The 17,807-nt window shown below is 68.5% G+C and carries 17 protein-coding genes; 9 read left to right on the forward strand and 8 right to left on the reverse strand.

Annotated elements, in window-relative coordinates; translation table 11 throughout:
• Window positions 1-3: 3 nt before the first annotated feature.
• Window positions 4-960 (reverse strand): alpha/beta fold hydrolase, encoded by a 957-nt coding sequence (locus ACFFGH_RS00175; RefSeq protein ID WP_386667248.1) that lies wholly within the window; start codon window positions 958-960, stop codon window positions 4-6.
• A 125-nt stretch (window positions 961-1,085) separates the two neighbouring features.
• On the opposite strand from ACFFGH_RS00175, the gene xth reads away from it, so the two are divergent.
• Window positions 1,086-1,865: an exodeoxyribonuclease III gene (gene xth, locus ACFFGH_RS00180; protein ID WP_386663837.1), complete on the forward strand. Its 780-nt coding sequence runs from the start codon at window positions 1,086-1,088 to the stop codon at window positions 1,863-1,865.
• Window positions 1,866-1,953: 88 nt separating this feature from the next.
• Here the strand turns inward: xth and ACFFGH_RS00185 are convergent, their stop codons facing one another.
• Together ACFFGH_RS00185 and ACFFGH_RS00190 are read right to left on the reverse strand one after the other, a co-directional pair.
• Window positions 1,954-2,223 carry a GlsB/YeaQ/YmgE family stress response membrane protein gene (locus ACFFGH_RS00185; protein WP_386663839.1) on the reverse strand — a complete coding sequence of 90 codons (270 nt, stop codon included), beginning with the start codon at window positions 2,221-2,223 and terminating at the stop codon, window positions 1,954-1,956.
• Window positions 2,224-2,378: 155 nt separating this feature from the next.
• Entirely contained in the window at window positions 2,379-3,677 is a 1,299-nt protein-coding gene (locus ACFFGH_RS00190) for an AMP-binding protein (protein ID WP_386667250.1), read from the reverse strand.
• Between the two features lie 147 nt (window positions 3,678-3,824).
• Here ACFFGH_RS00190 and ACFFGH_RS00195 point away from each other — a divergent pair, with 147 nt between their 5' ends.
• The 7 genes from ACFFGH_RS00195 (at window position 3,825) to rpmG (ending at window position 8,195) form a co-directional block, all read left to right on the forward strand.
• Window positions 3,825-4,427, forward strand: a complete 603-nt coding sequence (locus tag ACFFGH_RS00195) for a 4'-phosphopantetheinyl transferase family protein (protein ID WP_386663841.1) — start codon at window positions 3,825-3,827, stop codon at window positions 4,425-4,427.
• Window positions 4,428-4,463: 36 nt separating this feature from the next.
• Window positions 4,464-5,126 carry a 16S rRNA (guanine(527)-N(7))-methyltransferase RsmG gene (gene rsmG, locus ACFFGH_RS00200; protein WP_386663843.1) on the forward strand — a complete coding sequence of 221 codons (663 nt, stop codon included), beginning with the start codon at window positions 4,464-4,466 and terminating at the stop codon, window positions 5,124-5,126.
• Window positions 5,127-5,328: 202 nt separating this feature from the next.
• Window positions 5,329-6,135 (forward strand): ParA family protein, encoded by an 807-nt coding sequence (locus ACFFGH_RS00205; RefSeq protein ID WP_386663845.1) that lies wholly within the window; start codon window positions 5,329-5,331, stop codon window positions 6,133-6,135.
• Window positions 6,132-7,055, forward strand: a complete 924-nt coding sequence (locus tag ACFFGH_RS00210) for a ParB/RepB/Spo0J family partition protein (protein WP_386663846.1) — start codon at window positions 6,132-6,134, stop codon at window positions 7,053-7,055. Before ACFFGH_RS00205 ends, ACFFGH_RS00210 begins: the two co-directional genes overlap by 4 nt.
• Before the next feature lie 14 nt (window positions 7,056-7,069).
• Window positions 7,070-7,501 carry a hypothetical protein gene (locus tag ACFFGH_RS00215; protein WP_386663848.1) on the forward strand — a complete coding sequence of 144 codons (432 nt, stop codon included), beginning with the start codon at window positions 7,070-7,072 and terminating at the stop codon, window positions 7,499-7,501.
• 281 nt (window positions 7,502-7,782) lie between these two features.
• Entirely contained in the window at window positions 7,783-8,019 is a 237-nt protein-coding gene (rpmB, locus tag ACFFGH_RS00220) for a 50S ribosomal protein L28 (RefSeq protein WP_386667252.1), read from the forward strand.
• Between the two features lie 11 nt (window positions 8,020-8,030).
• Window positions 8,031-8,195, forward strand: coding sequence for a 50S ribosomal protein L33 (gene rpmG / locus ACFFGH_RS00225; RefSeq protein ID WP_123088055.1), 165 nt, complete (start codon window positions 8,031-8,033; stop codon window positions 8,193-8,195).
• 125 nt (window positions 8,196-8,320) lie between these two features.
• On the opposite strand, the gene ACFFGH_RS00230 is transcribed toward rpmG, so the two are convergent.
• The 5 genes from ACFFGH_RS00230 to ACFFGH_RS00250 all read right to left on the reverse strand — a co-directional run bounded on the left by ACFFGH_RS00230 (window position 8,321) and on the right by ACFFGH_RS00250 (window position 14,249).
• A complete protein-coding gene (locus ACFFGH_RS00230; protein WP_386663850.1) occupies window positions 8,321-10,114 on the reverse strand; it encodes a GGDEF domain-containing protein in 1,794 nt (597 codons plus the stop codon).
• Window positions 10,115-10,625: 511 nt separating this feature from the next.
• Window positions 10,626-12,428, reverse strand: a complete 1,803-nt coding sequence (locus ACFFGH_RS00235) for a sensor domain-containing diguanylate cyclase (RefSeq protein WP_386663851.1) — start codon at window positions 12,426-12,428, stop codon at window positions 10,626-10,628.
• Between the two features lie 83 nt (window positions 12,429-12,511).
• Complete coding sequence (locus tag ACFFGH_RS00240) at window positions 12,512-12,781, reverse strand: hypothetical protein (protein WP_386663853.1); 270 nt, start codon at window positions 12,779-12,781, stop codon at window positions 12,512-12,514.
• 29 nt (window positions 12,782-12,810) lie between these two features.
• Window positions 12,811-13,653, reverse strand: a complete 843-nt coding sequence (locus ACFFGH_RS00245) for an SAM-dependent methyltransferase (RefSeq protein ID WP_386663854.1) — start codon at window positions 13,651-13,653, stop codon at window positions 12,811-12,813.
• A 62-nt stretch (window positions 13,654-13,715) separates the two neighbouring features.
• Window positions 13,716-14,249: a GNAT family N-acetyltransferase gene (locus ACFFGH_RS00250; protein WP_386663856.1), complete on the reverse strand. Its 534-nt coding sequence runs from the start codon at window positions 14,247-14,249 to the stop codon at window positions 13,716-13,718.
• Window positions 14,250-14,368: 119 nt separating this feature from the next.
• Here ACFFGH_RS00250 and ACFFGH_RS00255 point away from each other — a divergent pair, with 119 nt between their 5' ends.
• The gene (locus tag ACFFGH_RS00255; RefSeq protein WP_386663858.1) at window positions 14,369-17,797 is read left to right on the forward strand and encodes a hybrid sensor histidine kinase/response regulator; all 3,429 of its coding nucleotides are present in this window, start codon (window positions 14,369-14,371) and stop codon (window positions 17,795-17,797) included.
• The last annotated feature ends 10 nt before the right edge of the window (window positions 17,798-17,807 follow it).

Raw genomic sequence — 17,807 nt, forward strand, 5'->3', positions numbered from 1 at the left:
TCGCTATCGCATCGCGTCAACGCCCGACGCGCGCGGGGCCGCCGCCTGCGCGTCAAGCGGATTCGCATCAAGAAACCCGCGGATCGCCGGCACCAGAACCTCGGCCTTGTCCTCGAGCACGAGGTGGTTCGCATCGTCGAACGCATGCACCTGCGCGCCCGGCAACGCGCGCCGGAAGCCGTCGAGGAAATGCCGGTCGAACACGAAATCGCGCAGCCCCCAGCCGATGAACACCGGCCGGTCGGCGTACTGCGGCAGGCGCCGGCCGGCTTCGACCACGAGCGGCCAGGCGGCATCGCCTTCGCGCAGCGGAATGTCCTGCATGAAGCGCAGCGTGCTGATCGCATTGCCCCAGCCGTCATACGGCGCGATGTACGCGCGCCGCACCGCGGCCGGCATCGGCCGGCTCACGCCGAGCCAGGCCGCGCCGCGCGCGAACAGGTTGAATGCGCGGATCGCAAAACCGCCTGCGCGCGAATCGCGCCCGAGCGAGAGCTGCCACGGCATCGGCTTCGCGTCCGGCAACGGAAATGCCGCGGTATTGAGGATCACGAGCCGCCGCACCTGCGCGGCGTGTGTCAGCGCCCAGCCGAACCCGATCATGCCGCCCCAGTCGTGCACCGCCAGCGTCACGGGGCCTTTGATGCCCAGGTGATCCAGCAGTGCGGCGAGATCATCGATGCGCGACTGCAGCGTGTAGGCATAGCGCGGCGACGCACCGGGAGCATCGTCGGGACGGTCGGACAGGCCCATGCCGACATGGTCGGGCACGATGCAGCGATAACGGTCGCGCAGGCCCAGCACGAGCCGCCGCCAGTAATAGCTCCAGGTCGGGTTGCCGTGCAGCATCACGATGATTTCGCCATCACGCGGCCCCTCGTCGAGGAAGCTCATGCCGATCCCGGGCCGGACCTCGAACCGGTGCGGCGTGAACGGATACTCGGGCAGGTCGGCAGGCATCGTCATCATCGGCGTCCACGCGGCGCGGTCACGCGACGCAAGGCCGGCATTTTACGCCCGCCACGCTGGGCGGGCCGGTCGCGTCAATGCGGATCGGCACGTTCGCAGCCGCTAGACTGCCGCGCATGAAGATCGCCAGCTGGAACGTCAATTCACTCAATGTGCGCCTGCCGCACCTGGAAGCCTGGCTTGCGCAGGCGTCGCCGGACGTCGTGGCGCTGCAGGAAACCAAGCTCGAGGACAGCCGTTTCCCCGACACCGCGCTCGCCGCACTCGGCTACCGCAGCGTGTTCGCGGGCCAGAAGACCTACAACGGCGTGGCGATCCTCGCGCGTTCACCGATCGAAGACGTGCAGATCGGCATTCCGGACTTCGAGGACGAGCAGCGCCGCGTGATTGCCGCGACCGTCGACGGGGTGCGCATCGTCGATCTGTATGTCGTCAACGGCCAGTCGGTCGGCAGCGACAAGTACGCGTACAAGCTGCGCTGGCTCGAGGCGGTGCATGACTGGATTGCCACCGAACTGCGCACGCATCCGCGCATGGTCGTGCTCGGCGACTTCAACATCGCGCCCGACGAGCGCGACGTGCACGACCCGGCCGCGTGGCACGAAGGCCACATCCTGACCTCGAGCGCCGAACGCGACGCGCTGCGGCGGCTTTATGCACTGGGCCTGCACGATGCGTACCGCCTGCACCACGAGGCCGGTGGCGTATTCAGCTGGTGGGACTACCGCCAGGCCGGCTTCCGCCGCGACCTCGGCCTGCGCATCGACCTGACGCTGGTGTCCGACGCGCTGCGCCCGTTGTGCATCGCCGCGGGCATCGACCGCGAACCGCGCAGCTGGGAGCGACCGAGCGATCACGCACCGGCATGGGTCGAACTGGCGCCGCTCGAGGCCTGAGCGCGGCCACCACGGCGCCGGATAGCAAAAGGCCCGGCATTCGCCGGGCCTTTCGTCTACTGCGCGTACTGCGCGCTGGTGCGTTGGATTAACGCACGCGGCCGCGACGGAACAGGTTGACGATCGCGAGCAGCACGATTGCGCCGACAAGCGACATCAGCAGGCCCGACAGGCTGAAGTCGCCCTGGTTGATATCGCCACCGACGCCAAGCATGCCGCCGATCCAGCCGCCGATGAATGCGCCGATGATGCCGACGACGATATTGAGGAAGACACCCTGCTGCGCGTCGGTCCTCATGATCTTGCTTGCGAGCCAGCCGATGATGCCGCCTACGATCAGCCAAACGATGATGCTCATCATGTCAGTGTCTCCTGGGTCCGGTCAGAGGTGAAAAACGCACCCCTGCTTTGGGGGCACGACCAGTCTCTAGCGACATACGTGACGGGAACGTCAGAGGGCTTGACAACACCTGAAAGCTCATTTTCGCGCGGCTTTGACGCGCAATGCGCAACTCAGGCCTGCAGCAGGGCAAGCACTGCGTGGCGCGGTAGCTTGCCGGTTTCGTTGCGCGGCAACACCGGCACGCAGCGCAGCCGACGCGGCAGAAACACCGGATCGACCTGCATCCGCATCGCCTGCACGATCGCTTCGGGGGCAAGCCCCGGGGCCACGGCCAGCGCCGCGATGCGGCGCACGCCGGCCGCGTCGGCATCATCGAGCTGCACCACGACGCCGTCCTCGACGCCGGGCACCGCGAGCAGCTTGCGGGTCAGGTCGCCGAGCGAGGCGCGCTTGCCGGCGATCTCCAGCAGGTCCGCATTGCGCCCGCACAGGATGAAGCGCCCGTCGGGCTGCAGTTCGACCAGGTCGGCCAGGACGACCGGATCGGTCAGATGCGGCGCGTGTACCGCGGTGCCATCCGGCTGCGGCGCCAGGCGCACGCCCGGCAGCGGCGTCCAGGCCGATTCGCAGGCGGTGCGCCGGCGCGCGAGGACGCAGGTCTCGGTCGATCCGAACAGTTCACGGACCTCGCAGCCGAAGCGCGCTTCGGCGGCGGCGGCCAGCTCGACGGGCAGCGGCGCGGTTGCCGAGACGATGCCGGCCAGCCGCGGCAGCACGACCTGCGCCGCGACCAGCGCGCGCAGGTGCACCGGCGTGGTGACGAGCAGCGGCGGCACCGGCGCATCGGCCAATGCGCGCGCCACGTCGTCGGGAAAGAACGGGCGCGCGGTGTGCACGGCGAACGGCGCGAGCAGCGGCAGCAGCACCGACATCTCCATGCCGTACATGTGCTGCGGTGGCACCGTTGCGACCAGTGGCGTCACCGGCGCATGCAGCAGGTCCGCGAGCGCGGCGAGGTTCTGCGCGGTACTCGCCTCGAAGCCCGCCCAGCGTTTCGGGTTCGGCTTCGGCTGGCCGGTGCTGCCGGAGGTAAAACCGATCGCGACGCAGCCCCCGCGTTCGACCTGCGGCGACGGTCCGTCAAGCCGCGGCAGTTCGGCCGGCAGCGGCCAGAACCGCGGCGGCAATGGATCCAGCGCGGCATCGCCGATGCAGTAACTCAGCGGATGCTGCGCGAGCGCATCGTCGATCACCGCCGCCGCGCGCGAGGACGGCAGCAGCGTGGTTTGCCCGCGCAGGGCGACGGCGCAGAACGCCACGAGGAACCGGTAGCGGTCCTCGCAGAGGTTGATCGCAAAACGCGCATCCGGCAGCGCTGCCGCGACGCCGCGCACCTCGGCCTCGAACTGCGCCTGCGTGACAACGCCCGCGCCGTTGAACGCGATCGCCCGCCCGGCATCGCCGCGCATGAGCGGCGAAACCGTCGGTGCATCCAGCAGCAGCCGCTGCGCAGTGGTATCGATGACAGCGGACATGCTCGACGTCTTACTCGCGGCCTCGGCCGCTCCCCTGCGGTAGCTTACGCTGGCGCGCTCCGCCTGCGTATCCGTTCACCGATGAGCCGCCCCGTCCTCGAACGCTCCGACGGCCCGCTGCGCTGGGCCCTGCTGCCGCACCTTGCCCGCGAAGCCGCCGAGCCGATTGCGCGCGCATGGCTTGCGGCGCGGCTCGGCGTCGAGCCAGGCGAGCTGCCGCTGCAACGCGACGCACGCGGCCGACCGGGATTCGGCGAGCGGTTTTCGTTTCACGATTGCAACTGGAGTCATAGCGGCGACCGGCTGCTGGTCGCCGTCGGCGAGGGCGTGCGCATCGGCGTCGACCTCGAACGGCTGCGCCCGCGGCCACGCGCATTGGAGCTCGCGCGGCGGTTTTTCACCGCCATTGAGGCCGATGCACTCGCCTGCGTGCCGGCCGATGCGCGCGATGCGGCGTTCGTGCGGCTGTGGTGCGCGAAGGAGGCCGTGCTCAAGGCCCACGGGCACGGCCTGTCGTTCGGCCTGGATCGGCTCGAATTCGCAGCCGCCGATCGCGCCCCCCGGCTCGTCGCCTGCGATGCCGCGCTCGGCATGCCGGCCGACTGGACGCTGCGGATGTTCGAGCCCGAACCCGGCTACCTCGCGGCACTGGCCTGGCGACACGCGGCCTCGTCCGGCGGTTGAAGACCGCCCCGGCCGCAAGCCGCATACTTTGCGCGCATGAATACCCCTGCTCCCCTGCCCACCGGGCTGCGCCCGATGCTGGAATCCGGCCTCGATGCGCTTTCGATCGATCGCGCGTTCGCAGCGCCGCTGCTCGACTACCTCGCGCTGCTGGCGCGCTGGAACCGCACCTACAACCTGACCGCGGTACGCGACCCGGGCGAGATGGTCGGCAAGCACCTGCTCGACTCGCTCGCGATGCATGCGTTCGTCGAGCCGCTGGTCGCCACCGGGGGCGCACTGGCCGACCTCGGCACCGGCGCCGGCCTGCCGGGCATCCCGCTGGCGATCGTCAAGCCGGGCCTGCGCGTCACGCTGGTCGAAAGCAACGGCAAGAAAGCGCGCTTCATGCGCGAAGCGATCCGTCAGCTGGGGCTGAAGGACGTGCGCGTGGCGGAATCGCGCATCGAAGCGCTCGACGAGACGGGCGCGTATGCGGCCATCACCGCCCGCGCGCTGGCGACGCTGCCGCTGATCCTCGAACTCGGCGGCCACCTGCTCGGCGAGGACGGCGTGCTGCTGGCGATGAAAGGCGTCCACCCGGGCGACGAAATCGCCGCGCTGCCGGCCGGCTGGCGGATGCAGGCATCGCATCCGCTGCAGGTGCCGGGGCTCGACGCCGAGCGCCACCTCGTCGTGGTCGGCCGCACGCCGCGCTGACGGGGAAGTCCGGTCGCGGCGCCCGCCGTTCCGTCGACGCAGGCGCCGACACGGTCGGCGTGCTGCAAGACCCGCCACGCGGATCGCCGCACGCGTCCGGACCGGAGCCCAAGGTCTGGACGGACCCGCGGCCGTGATACCGCATAATCCCCGGTCCGGCCCCGCGCCGGCCTTCCCGTTTCCAGCCCGCAGGACGAGCCGCATGGCCCGCATCATCGCCGTCGCCAACCAGAAAGGCGGAGTCGGCAAGACCACCACCGCGGTGAACCTCGCCGCCGCGCTTGCGCGCGCGCCGCGCCGCGTGCTGCTCGTCGACCTCGACCCGCAGGGCAACGCGACGATGGGCAGCGGCATCAACAAGCGCAGCATCGAAACGTCAGTCACCGACGTGCTGCTTGGCGAGGCACCGGTGGACGATGCGATCGTGCGCACCGCCGAGGATTTCGATCTGTTGCCGGGCAACATCGACCTCACCGCGGCCGAGATTCAGCTCATGGCCCAGGACGACCGCGAGCAGCGCCTGAAAAGCACGCTCGCGCCGCTGGTGGAGCGCTACGACTTCATCCTCATCGACTGCCCGCCGGCCCTGAGCCTGCTCACGCTCAACGCGTTGACCGCGGCCGATTCGATCATCGTGCCGATGCAGTGCGAGTACTACGCACTGGAAGGCATCAGCGCGCTGCTCGATACGATCGAGGCGCTGCGCCAGCGGCTCAACCCGCAGCTGGAGATCGAAGGCGTGCTGCGCACGATGTTCGACGTGCGCAACAACCTCGCCAACGCGGTCTCGGCCGAACTCGTGAACCACTTCGGCGACAAGGTGTTCCGCACGATCGTGCCGCGCAACGTACGTCTGGCCGAGGCGCCGAGCCACGGCCAGAGCATCGTCGGCTACGACAAGGGCAGCCGCGGCGGCATCGCTTATCTGGGCCTGGCCGGCGAAGTGCTGCGCCACCAGCGGGAGCGTGACCAGGCGGCGAAGAAGGCCGCGAAGGAGACCTCCGCATGAGCGCCGCGAAGAAGCGTGGCCTCGGCCGCGGCCTCGAAGCCCTGCTGGGGCCGAAAGCCGCCGCCGAAGCGCCGGCCACCGTCGAAGACGCGCAGCCCGGTGACGTGCTGCGTTCGCTGCCGATCGAGTCGCTGGTCGCCGGCCGCTATCAGCCGCGCCAGCACTGGGACGAGGACAAGCTCGCCGAGCTGGCCGAGTCGATCAAGGCGCAGGGCGTGATCCAGCCGATCGTCGTGCGCGAGATCGCGCGCGAGCCGGGCGGCAGCGGCGTGACCTACGAGATCATCGCCGGCGAACGCCGCTGGCGCGCGTCCAAGCTGGCCGGCCTGCTCGAAGTGCCAGCGGTGATCCGCGAAGTCGACGACCGCACGGTCGTGGCGATGGCGCTGATCGAGAACATCCAGCGCGAGGACCTCAACCCGCTCGAGGAAGCCAACGCGCTGCAGCGGCTGATCGACGAGTTCGACCTGACGCACGCGCAGGCCGCTGAGGCGGTGGGCCGCTCGCGCGCGTCGGTGTCGAACCTGCTGCGCCTGCTCGAGCTGCCGCCGGAGATCCGCACGCTGGTGGAAACCCGTGCAATCGAGATGGGCCACGCGCGCGCGCTGCTCGCGCTGACGCCGCAGGCCGCGATCGCGCTTGCGCGGCAGGCCGCGGAACACGGCTGGTCGGTGCGCGAAGTCGAGCACCGCGTGCAGCAGATCACGGCCGGTCAGCTTCCCGGCCGCAACAAATCCAAGGCCGCGCGCGCCGCGCCGCAGGCCGACATCGCGAGCCTCGAACGCGAGCTGTCCGAATCGCTGAATACCAAGGTCAACGTGATGCACGGCCGCGGCGGCAAGGGGCGGCTCGTGATCCACTACACCGACCTCGACTCGCTCGAAGGCGTGCTCGAGAAGCTGCGCGGCAAGGCCGAGTGACGACTGGGTACTGCGTGTCGCTGCAGCTCGTGCACCCGCAGGCCGACCTCGCGCCGGTGTTCGCGGCACTCCGGCTGCAGCCTTCGCACCTGCATCGCCGAGGCGATGCGCGGCACGACGCGGACGGCGCGCGCCAGTGCGGCGAGTACCGGTTCAGTGCCGGCACCGCGCTGCTGTCCCCGCCCTGTGGGCCGGACGGCCGTCAGCCCGAACCGCTCGATGCCTGCCTCACCCGCGCGCTCACGGCGCTGACCGCGCACGGCCCGCTGCTACAGGCCTGCATCGACGAGGGCGGCCGCGCTCGTATTGCCGTGCGGCTCGGCGAGCGCGCCAGCACCGACTGGGCGCCGGCGGCCGCGCTGGCCGACATGCTCGGCTCGCTCGGGCTTGAGCTTGCGGTCACAACGGATGACGGCACGGCCGGCGTCGATGCCGGCGCGCGCTGACTCGCCCTCTCCGGCCGGCACTCGTTCAGACAGATGAGCAGCTAGACGCGACCGCATTTGCTCGACGCCGACACGGCCCGCATAATGCCCGGCTCGCTGCGTCCGGCGCGCCCTCACGGGTGCCCGGGCGACCGCCGGAAGCGCGATTCCGGCCCGCCATGGTGCAGCGTCCCCGCAGCCTGCTGCGGATCTCCTGCCTGTATCGCGCGCTTCCGCATCCGTGCGTTAGCGGGGCCGCCGCCTCCCTGGCCAAGGGAAGCCCAATACCTTTCGAGGTGCGTATGTCCCGTGTATGCCAAGTAACGGGCAAGCGAACGACGACCGGCAACAACGTCTCGCATGCCATGAACAAGACCCGCCGCCGTTTCATGCCGAACCTGCATGAGCGCCGCTTCTGGGTTGCTTCCGAAAACCGCTGGATCAAGCTTCGCGTGTCCGCGAATGCCCTGCGCACCATCGACAAGAACGGCATCGACGCCGTGCTGGCCGACCTGCGCGCCCGCGGCGAAAAGATCTGAGGACCTGAACCATGGCTTCCAAGCGCGACAAGATCCGACTGATCTCGACGGCCGGCACCGGCCACTTCTACACCACCGACAAGAACAAGAAGAACACGCCCGGAAAGATGGAGATCAAGAAGTACGATCCCGTCGTCCGCAAGCATGTCCCGTACAAGGAAGGCAAGATCAAGTGACCTGCAAGGCTGCGTCCTGCAGCCGGCAGTCCTGATCGGCGTCTGCAAAAAACCCGCCTTCCGGCGGGTTTTTTGTTGTCCGGCGACAGCCGCTCGGCGTGAAGCGGGCCGGCTTCGACAATGCATCAGACCGCGTGCTGCAGCGTCGTCGCGTCATCGCCGGCAACGGCCGGCACCGTATCGGGCTGCTGTTGCAGCGGCTGGTACATCGCAACACGATTACGGCCACCGCTCTTGGCGCGGTACATCGCGGCGTCGGCATGCGTTGCGAGTATTTCGTAGTTGTAGCCCGACAGCGAGGTCGCGGAGCAGCCGATGCTCACGGTGACCGGCAACGCGCAACCGAGCGCCCGCGCATCGATCTCCGCAACGGCCCGCCGCAGCGCCTTTGCGATGTGCAGCGCGCTGTCGGGATCGCAGTCCATGAGCGCCAAAGCGAACTCCTCGCCGCCGATGCGCCCGAACAGATCGCCGTCGCGGCAATGCTGCTGACCGACGCGGGCGACCTCACGCAGCACACGATCGCCAATCCCGTGACCGAGCTGATCGTTGATGCGTTTGAAATGATCCATGTCCAGCGCGAGCAGACTGACCGCCCCGCCGCGCTGCGCACGCTGGGCAAGCGCCGCCTCGACCGCTGCGCGGAAGTGGCGTCGATTGCTGAGGCCGGTGAGGCTGTCGGTCTCTGTCAGTCGCCGCAGCGCCTGGTGGATGCGACGGGCGCGCCAGAGCCACGCGGCCAGTGATGCCACCACCACGAGCAGCAGCGCGATCGCAAGCCGCGCATTCCAGGCTTCCTTACGTGCCACATCGTCGCGCAGCTGCAGCAGGCGGTTGCGCTGCGCGAGCGATTCGGTGTTGCTGGCGATCTGATGCCGGCCGAGCTGGATCGCGTACTCGCGCGCCTTGATCTCGTCGAGCCGCGCCTTGTCGGCCGCGGCGTAATGCTCGTGCTCGATCAGCGCGGTTGCGAGGTCGCCCCGGCGCTTGGCGATTTCGTAGAGCACCCGGTGCGCGCGTACGAGCGGCAGCGAATGCTCGCCACCCTGCCCCGCCAGGCCGTGCACATAACGCGCATGCGCTTCCGCCGCGACCAGGTCGCCTTGCACTAACCCGTACTCGGCGAGCAGGGCGCGCACTTCGCCGATCAGCCGCGTGTACTGCGTCGCTTCGACGGCCGGCAGCGCGCGCTCGAGCAGCCGCCGCGCATCATCGACACGTCCCTGCGCAGCCCAGTGCAGCGCAAGGTCGCGCTGGATCAGCCCGACCGCAATGGGTTCCTTCTGCCGCGCACATTCCTTGATCGCCGCCTCGACATAGGCATCGTCCACCGCGCGCCCGAGATTGAGCAGCGCCTCGATCCTCACCTGGCTATTCAAGCAACGTGAGCGCGGTGACGAGGCCTGTGCCTGCGCCCGTTCGGCATGGTGCAGGCCGAGCGCATATTGCCCGGACTGGTTGTAGAAGATCGCCGCGACGCCATGGCCCATCAGTCGCGTTTCGGCATCTGGGACCGAGTATTGCATCGCAAGCGCTCGCTCGAGGTATTGCACGCCGAGCGGGAAGTCACGTGTAACGGCTGCCGTGTTCGCAACCAGCAGCCCGGCACGGAACCGGATTGCCGGATCCTCTGCGCGTTTGAACAGCTCGCTGGCCTGTTTCAGCGTCGCCTGCGGGTTGCCGCGGATCACATTGCGGTAGGCAACGAGCAGTTCGAGATGATCGCGTTGCGCGGCGGTTGCGCGCTGCTTGTCGGTCTCGAGTTGCTTCAGCAGCGCTGCGAACTGGTTGTGGTCGCTGCTACGCACCCGGTCGGCGCGTTCGAGCAGGCTCTGGAAATCCGGCGCGGCCATCGCGCATGGCAGTGCCAGCGCCATCAGCGCCGCCATCAGCCCAGTTCGGATAGCACGTAAAGCCACGTCAGGACCGCCTTCAATCGATACCGCTCGAGCGCGTTCATCAGCGCGCCTGTTACTGCCTTGGCGCCGCATGACCTGCCGTCCGTGACCTTGCACCGCACCCTCGCTCCGAGCCTGCGGCCATCACAGGCCGTCAGGACCAGTGCAGCGTATGCCCACCGGGCAAGGCTGGGACGACTCCGCTGGTGCGGATCATCACAGAAGCTTCACGGCGCGCATGCTCCAGCCATGCAATCTGCCTGAACCCGTTCACCTAAAGTTGTGTTTTAGCGGGTCAGGCGTGAACGCGTCAGTACTGCAGTCGTGCGGACGTGGCCGCTGGGCTCAGCGCTGCCTGTATCGCCGAGCGGCAGCCGCGGGATTGACTGCTTCTCGGCCGCGCTCAGACAACGCAGGAGCGGCGGCAGCGCCGAAGCGCATCAACTCTGACACCCCGCTCGGTGCCCTTCAGGCAAGCACATCCGACAGCCTGCGCGTATGCGGCCAGACGCATTAGGCGTGCCTCGCGTACTCAGAGGGCACCGAGCACGACCTCGGCACTATCCGATTCACGCCATGCCGTTCCGGCGCCGCCCGCGGTAGGCGGCTGGTAGCGGCAGACGCGGTTGCGGCCACCGACCTTTGCTCGGTACATCGCGGCATCCGCGTGCGCGATCAGCACTTCGTAGTCGTGGCCCGACACCGAGGTACCCACGCAGCCGATGCTGGCCGATACCGGCAGCGTGCAGCCGACGGTGTTCGCATCGATGCCGGCAATCGCGCGGCGCGTCTGTTCGGCGACGAGTTCGGCAACTTCGAGGTCGCAGTCGATCAGCGTCATCGCGAACTCCTCGCCGCCGATGCGACCGAACAGGTTGCCGTCACGGCAATGCAGCCGGCCGACACGCGCGACCTCACGCAGCACCCAGTCACCGGTCGCGTGCCCGCACTGATCGTTGATCTGCTTGAAGTGATCGAGATCGAACAGCAGCACGCTGATCGGCCAGCTGCGCTGCTTAGCGAGTGCGAGCGCCGCTTCCGACTGCGCGCGGAAATGCCGGCGATTGCTGAGCCCGGTCAGGCTGTCGGTCTGCGCCAGCTGACGCAGCGTGCGATGCGTGCGCCGACCGCGCCAGCCCCAGTAGGCGAGCGAGCCCGCGAGGACGACCAGCAGTGCGATCAGCAGCCGCGAGTTCCACATGTCCTTACGCGCCACTTCCTGCTGCAGGCGCAGCAGCTGGTTCTGACTCTTGAGGAGCTCGATCGATTGATTTTTCTGCGCAACCTCGTGTCGGCTTAGCTGGAACGCATACTCACGCGCCTTGACATCGTCCAGATGCGCTTTGTCGGCTTCCGCGTACAACCGATAGTGGTTCAGCGCAGCGGGCACGTCCCCACGCTGGAGAGCCACCTGATAAAGAACTTGCCGCGCGACCACGTTCGCCAGCCAGCGAAAATCCTGCCCCTTGATCGCGACGATCGCGTTGGCATGAGCCTCGGCCTTCGCGGCGTCACCGAGCTCAAGGTGGTATTGCGCGAGCATGCTCCTGACCTCACCGACAAGGCGCGTGTATCCCGTCGCAGTGGCATCGGGCAGTGTCGCCTCGAGCAGGGCCACCGCCTGCTGTTTTTTGCCGACGCTCGCCCAGTATTCGGCCAGCGTGCTGCGAATCGCGTTGAGCGGGATGCCTTCCTTGATTGCTGCACAGTCCGCGATTGCGTCGTGTACGTCGCGATCTTCGTCAATCGCGCGCGCGAGACCATGGAGTGCCCGCACGCGGATCTGCCTGGCGATGCAACGGTTGCGAGGATCGGGCTGACTTGACAGAAGCCGGTTCGCCTGCTCCAAGGCGAGCTCGTAATGCCCGAATTCGTTGTACAGCGTGCCTGCAACAACATCGCCCATATTCCGCAGCGCCGGATCCGACACGGCGTCCTTCAGCGCCAATGCGTGATCGAGGTAGCGCAGACCCATCAAATAATCGCGATTGACGGCTGAGACGTTTGCCACCAGCAGCGCCGACCGGTACTTGAGCTCCGGCTCGGGCGCCTGATCGAACAGGGCGATCGAGTCGCCCACCACAGCCTGATAGTTCCCCTGGATGGCGTTTCGATAGTTTTGCAGCAGCCGGAGGTGGCGACGTTCGGGCTCGGTCGCGCTGTTCTGCTCCCGCACCAGGCGATCCAGCAGCGCTTGGAAGTGCGCGGGGTCGCTTCCACGCACTTTGTCAGCCTCAGCCAGCAGTCCACCGTACTCTGTCGCCACAGCACTCGGCGAGCACACGAATGCCAGCGCCATCGCAAGCAGTACTTTGTGGATCGCGAGCGCTTTCACGCCAATTGCCTCCCTGCATTGCCGACCCGGGGCCAGCAGGCGGCCTGTGACCGTAACGCGGGCCACGGCCGTGCCTGCCTTGCTCAGGCTGCCTTGACGTCGGAATCGGCCGGCGGCTCATCTCCCTCGAACGGCACGTCTTCCGGAGCGGGCTCGTCATTTTCCGGAATGGCGATGACGCAGGCCACGGTGGCGCGTGCGTGCAGTGCCGCCGCTAGCGATATCGGGTCCCGGGCCAGCAGTGCATCGCGCGCTGGCGCCTCGAAGGATATGGTCGCCGATGCGTACTCGGCATCCGTGAGCGCGCGCGGGCTGCGGCCAAGCAATTCCAAGAACTGGATGACGTTCGACATTTTGGCGTCCCTTCTTCAATCAACAGTCTTCAATCAACAGTGGACGACTCGGCCAGTAGAACCGATCGGCCCGCCAGCTGGGTCTCAAGCTGCGCCAGCCGGGCAAGCATCGCCTCGTCCGGCACCATCGTCATCGCTGGCGGCACGACGAGCGTCGAGTGCATATGCAGCTTCACGTCCGCCAACCTTTCAAGCGTGATCCGCTCCATCCGGGGCGATGCGATGGGCAGCGTGGCCGCCTCATAGACGATCAGCCCGTGCCCCGCAGGATAGTCCTCCAACAGGCGCTCAATGAGCAGCCGCCGGTGCGCCTCGGTGGTCGCGAAACGACGGCAGCTGCGATCTCCAACGATTCCAATCTGCCACAGCACCAGGTGGGCCGACGGGTCGACGCGGCGCCGGTAGAACAGGAACTGGCTCGCTTCGTAGTGCTGGCAGCCGACGCGACCGGGGTCGATACCGAGGTCGGCATAGAGACAGTCCTCCGCGGAGACTGCCGCATCCATCGACGCATCAAACCCTTCGGCGCGCGCCTTGGCGATTGCATCGTGGGGCACTGTCGCGAACACGCCAGGATGCCCGTAAAAGGCGCCACACACGGATCGGCCTGCGCGGACCTCGACGAGCATGGCCTCGACCATCTCTCGATACGTTTGCCGACGCGACTTTCCCTCGGCGTAGAAGGGCTGCAGGCTGCGCGCGTCCGGGCGCATCTGCTGCACCCACAGCTCGACGAGCGCGTCCGATGCGGCCACGAAGACGATGTCGGCCAGCTCGATATGGCCGCGTGCACGCGGGCCGAGATGCGCTCCCAACATCATCCCAAGACCCACGCAGGCCAGGCTGCCCCGTCCGATGGCGGCAGTGGTCATAGTGTCGCTCCCCGTTACGACCCGTGCACCCTACCCGGCCGAGCCGCGAAATGCCAACGGACTCAGGCCGCGCTGCGAGCCAACCAACGCGTACGTGGCAGCATCCAGTCGGCAAAGCCCGGGCGCGGATCGGGAGCAGGTATGAAGTCGAACGGCGCGAGCAAGCGGCGTGAGACACGCGTGTTTCGACCGTCGCGACACCCTGCATCGATGTACTCCAGCCCCATGGCGGCGAAGCCGTAGTCAATCGCGGGAGCGAGCGCTTCGATCGAGATCCGGCCGGTCCACGCTTCGGGCGCGAGCATCAGGCCAAGCTCGGCGCGCGAGCCGCGACGATGCAACGCCACCAGCCCGAGAGCATGGCCGGTTTGACGGCCGGCTACGGCCCAGGCGCGATGGCCAGGCGCAGCAAGCGTGTTGTGGCGACAGACGCGGGCGAACCCGGCATCTGCCGCCTCGGCCGTGAGCGGCGGACCGATTTCAGCCATGACCTGCTGACAGGTGTAGAGCCTGCGGTACAGCACGGCATGGTCGGATTCATTCAAGTCCAGCAGCCGCAGCCGTAGATTCGACGTAAGCAGCGTTGCATCGTCCATCGGCGCACTTCACGAATCAACGGACCGGCAAGATAGTCGAAACGAATCGCGGCGGATAACCGGCAGGCAGCCGGCGTTCGCCGCCCTACACTCGCCCTGTCTGCACACCGAGCCCACCCGTGATTCCAGGCTGGTTGCTGTTTCTCGCCTCGGCCGGCTATGTCGGCCTGCTGTTCGCGGTCGCCTACCTCGGCGACCGGCAGCCGGTGCCGCTGCGGCCGCGATGGCTGCGGCCGGCGATCTATGCGCTGTCGCTGGCGGTGTACTGCTCGTCGTGGACGTTCTATGGCGCGGTCGGCACGGCGGCGCGCACGGGACTGGGGTTTCTGCCGATCTATCTCGGTCCGCTGCTGCTGCTCGCGTTCGGCTGGCGCATCCTCGAGCGATTGGTGCTGGTCTCGGACGAGCACCGCATCGTCTCGATCGCGGACTTTCTGTCGTCGCGGTACGGCCGCGCGCCGGGGCTGGCGGCGCTGGTTGCGGGCGTTGCGCTGGTCGCGGCGGTGCCGTACGTGGCGCTGCAGTTCAAGGCGGTCGCGCTGAGCGTGCAGGTGCTGGCGGGCACGCCCGCGCAGCCCGCACCGCTGGCCGATCCAGCGCTGTATGTCGCGCTTTTGCTGGCGATGTTCGCAATCGCATTCGGCACGCGTGCGATCGATGCGACGGAGCATCACCGCGGCATGGTGCTGGCGGTCGCGTTGGAGTCGCTGATCAAGCTGCTGGCCTTCATCGCGATCGGCCTGTTCGCTCTTGCGCATCTGCCCGGCGAAGGCGCTTTGCCGGCGCGCATGGTGCAGGCGGCGCATGTGGTGACGGCGCCGGGGCTGCCGGCGGGATTCATCGCGCAGATGCTGATCGCGTTCACCGCGATCGTCTGCCTGCCGCGGCAGTTCCACGTCGCGGTGGTCGAGTGCCAGGACCCGGCCGACCTGCGCCCGGCGCGATGGATGTTCGGCGGCTACCTCATCGTATTCACGCTGCTGGTGGTGCCGATCACGCTGGCCGGGCAGGCGGTGCTCGATGGCAGCGGCGTGTCGCCGGACACCTATGTGCTCGCGCTGCCGCTCGCGCTCGGCGAGCGCACGCTCGCACTGGCGGTGTACATCGGCGGCTTCTCGGCGGCCACCGGCATGGTGATCGTAGCCAGCGTCGCGCTGGCGACGATGGTCAGCAACGATCTGGTGCTGCCGCTGCTGCTGCGCGGGCGCGAGACGCGCGCGCTCGATCGCACGGTGCTGTGGGTGCGGCGCGCGACGATCCTCGCGCTGGCGCTGATGGCGTATGCGTACCACCGCGGCGCGCTCGGCGAGACGCTCGCACAGCACGGGCTGCTCGCGTTTGCGGCGGTCGCGCAGTTCGCGCCGGCGCTGATCGGCGGACTGTACTGGCGCGGCGCGAGCCGCTCGGGTGCGTTCACCGGGCTGCTGGTCGGCGCGCTGGTGTGGAGCTACACACTGCTGATGCCGGCGCTCGCACGGGGCGGCGACTTCGGCGGCGACTGGCTGCTGCACGGCCCCCTGGGCGTGCAATGGCTGCGACCGGAGGAGCTGTTCGGGCTGCGCGGCTGGGACGCGCTGACGCATGGCGTGTTCTGGTCGCTGCTGCTGAACCTGGCGACGTTCGTATTCGTGTCGGCGCGGCAGCGCCCGCGGCTGCAGGAGCAATTGCTGGCGGCGCCGTTTCTGGACCCATATGCGCAGCGCCCGCCGCTGGGACCGGGCGGCTGGGCCGGCAGCGTGCGTGGCGGCGAGCTGCTCGCGCTGGCCGAGCGCATCCTTGGCGAACGCGTCGCGCGGCGTGCGTTCGACGACTACGCCGCGCAGCAGGGCCTGACCTGGCACCCCGGCACGCCGGCCGACCGCGCGCTCGCGCAGTTCACCGAGCGCCTGCTCGCCTCGGCGATCGGCGCGGCGTCGGCGCGACTGACGCTGACGAGTGCCTTGCGCGGATCGGGCATGGAGCTCGGTGAAGTTGTCGCGCTGCTCGATGAGGCCACGCAGGAGGCGCGCTTCAACCGGCAGGTGCTGACGACCACGCTCGACCACATCAGCCAGGGCGTCAGCGTGGTCGACGGCGAGCTGCGGCTGGTGTCGTGGAACCGGCGTTACCAGCAGATGTTCGATTACCCCGACGGCATGCTCTACATCGGCCGGCCGGTCGCCGACCTGATCCGCTGGAATGCCGAGCGCGGCGAGCTCGGCCCCGGCGATGTCGAAGAGCAGGTGCAGCGCCGTCTCGCGCACCTGCGCGCTGGCACGCCGTATGTATTCGAGCGCGTGCGTGCGAGCGGCCAGGTGATCGAGATGCGTGGCCAGCCGCTGTCCGGCGGCGGCTACGTGACGAGCTACAGCGACGTCACCGATTACAAGCGCGCCGAGCAGGCACTGATCGAGGTCAATGAAACGCTGGAGCAGCGTGTCGATGAGCGCACGCGCGAAGCCGAAGCCGCGCAGCAGTCGAAGACGCGATTCCTGGCCGCAGTGAGCCATGACCTGCTGCAGCCGCTCAACGCGGCGCGGCTGTTCGCCTCGGCGCTGCGCGAAAGCGACAACGTGCCGGAGCAGCAGCGGCTCGCCGAGCGCGTCGACGCGGCACTGCGCGCGGCGGAAGACCTGCTCGATGGCCTGCTGGATGTCTCGCGCCTCGACGCCGGTGCGCTGCGGCCCGAGCGCAGCGACTTCGACGTGGGCGCACTGCTGCGCGAGCTGGCCGCGCAGTACGCGCCGCATGCGGCCGCGCGCGGGCTGCGTCTGAACGTGCATGCGCCGGCCACGCCGCTGCCGGTCCTTAGCGACCGCCGCCTGTTGCGGCGTGCGCTGCAGAACTTCCTGGCCAACGCGCTGCGGTATACGCGGACCGGCGGCGTGCTGCTGGCAGCGCGTCAGCATGGCGACTCGGTCACGCTGCAGGTCTGGGATACCGGACCGGGCATCCCGCCGCACCACCTGCAGCAGATCTTCGAGGAGTTCCGACGCTTCGATCAGCCCGGCAGCGAAGGCGAGCGCGGCCTCGGCCTGGGCCTTTCGATCTGCCAGCGCATCGCGCGTACGCTCGAGCATCCGCTGGATGTGCACTCACGCGTGGGCCGCGGCAGCGTGTTCGCAATCAGCGTGCCGCGTGGATGCGCGTTACCTGCCCCAGAGCCGCTGCCCGCCGCCGGTCTAGGCGAATCGCTCGCCGGCCTGCGTGTGCTGTGCGTCGACAACGATCGCGAGATCCTCGACGGCATGCGCGCACTGCTGGTGCGCTGGGGCGTCACCGCTGTCACTGCGACCACCGTGGACGAGGCACTTGCATCGCTCGAAGCGCCTGACGCGCTGATCGATGTCGCGCTGGTCGACTATCACCTGCACGACCGCCTCGACGGACTGGGCGTGATTGCCGCGCTGCGCGTCCGTGCCGCGCGCGTGCTGCCGGCCGCGCTCGTGACCGGGGACGGAAGCGATGCGGTCAAGCATGCCGCGCGCGAGCATGGCTGCACGGTACTGACCAAGCCGGTGAAACCCGCATCGCTGCGCGCGTTTCTGGCCGCGCAGCGGGCGCGCTAGAGGCGCCCGC

This window comes from Lysobacter korlensis (assembly GCF_042434515.1).

Bases quoted from the DNA above. Each gene is read 5' to 3' on its own strand.
- ACFFGH_RS00175 (WP_386667248.1), bottom strand. From the start codon at position 960: ATGCCTGCCGACCTGCCCGAGTATCCGTTCACGCCGCACCGGTTCGAG.
- xth (WP_386663837.1), top strand. From the start codon at position 1,086: ATGAAGATCGCCAGCTGGAACGTCAATTCACTCAATGTGCGCCTGCCG.
- ACFFGH_RS00185 (WP_386663839.1), bottom strand. From the start codon at position 2,223: ATGAGCATCATCGTTTGGCTGATCGTAGGCGGCATCATCGGCTGGCTC.
- ACFFGH_RS00190 (WP_386667250.1), bottom strand. From the start codon at position 3,677: ATGCGCGGCGATGCCGGGCGGGCGATCGCGTTCAACGGCGCGGGCGTT.
- ACFFGH_RS00195 (WP_386663841.1), top strand. From the start codon at position 3,825: ATGAGCCGCCCCGTCCTCGAACGCTCCGACGGCCCGCTGCGCTGGGCC.
- rsmG (WP_386663843.1), top strand. From the start codon at position 4,464: ATGAATACCCCTGCTCCCCTGCCCACCGGGCTGCGCCCGATGCTGGAA.
- ACFFGH_RS00205 (WP_386663845.1), top strand. From the start codon at position 5,329: ATGGCCCGCATCATCGCCGTCGCCAACCAGAAAGGCGGAGTCGGCAAG.
- ACFFGH_RS00210 (WP_386663846.1), top strand. From the start codon at position 6,132: ATGAGCGCCGCGAAGAAGCGTGGCCTCGGCCGCGGCCTCGAAGCCCTG.
- rpmB (WP_386667252.1), top strand. From the start codon at position 7,783: ATGTCCCGTGTATGCCAAGTAACGGGCAAGCGAACGACGACCGGCAAC.
- rpmG (WP_123088055.1), top strand. From the start codon at position 8,031: ATGGCTTCCAAGCGCGACAAGATCCGACTGATCTCGACGGCCGGCACC.
- ACFFGH_RS00240 (WP_386663853.1), bottom strand. From the start codon at position 12,781: ATGTCGAACGTCATCCAGTTCTTGGAATTGCTTGGCCGCAGCCCGCGC.
- ACFFGH_RS00245 (WP_386663854.1), bottom strand. From the start codon at position 13,653: ATGACCACTGCCGCCATCGGACGGGGCAGCCTGGCCTGCGTGGGTCTT.
- ACFFGH_RS00250 (WP_386663856.1), bottom strand. From the start codon at position 14,249: ATGGACGATGCAACGCTGCTTACGTCGAATCTACGGCTGCGGCTGCTG.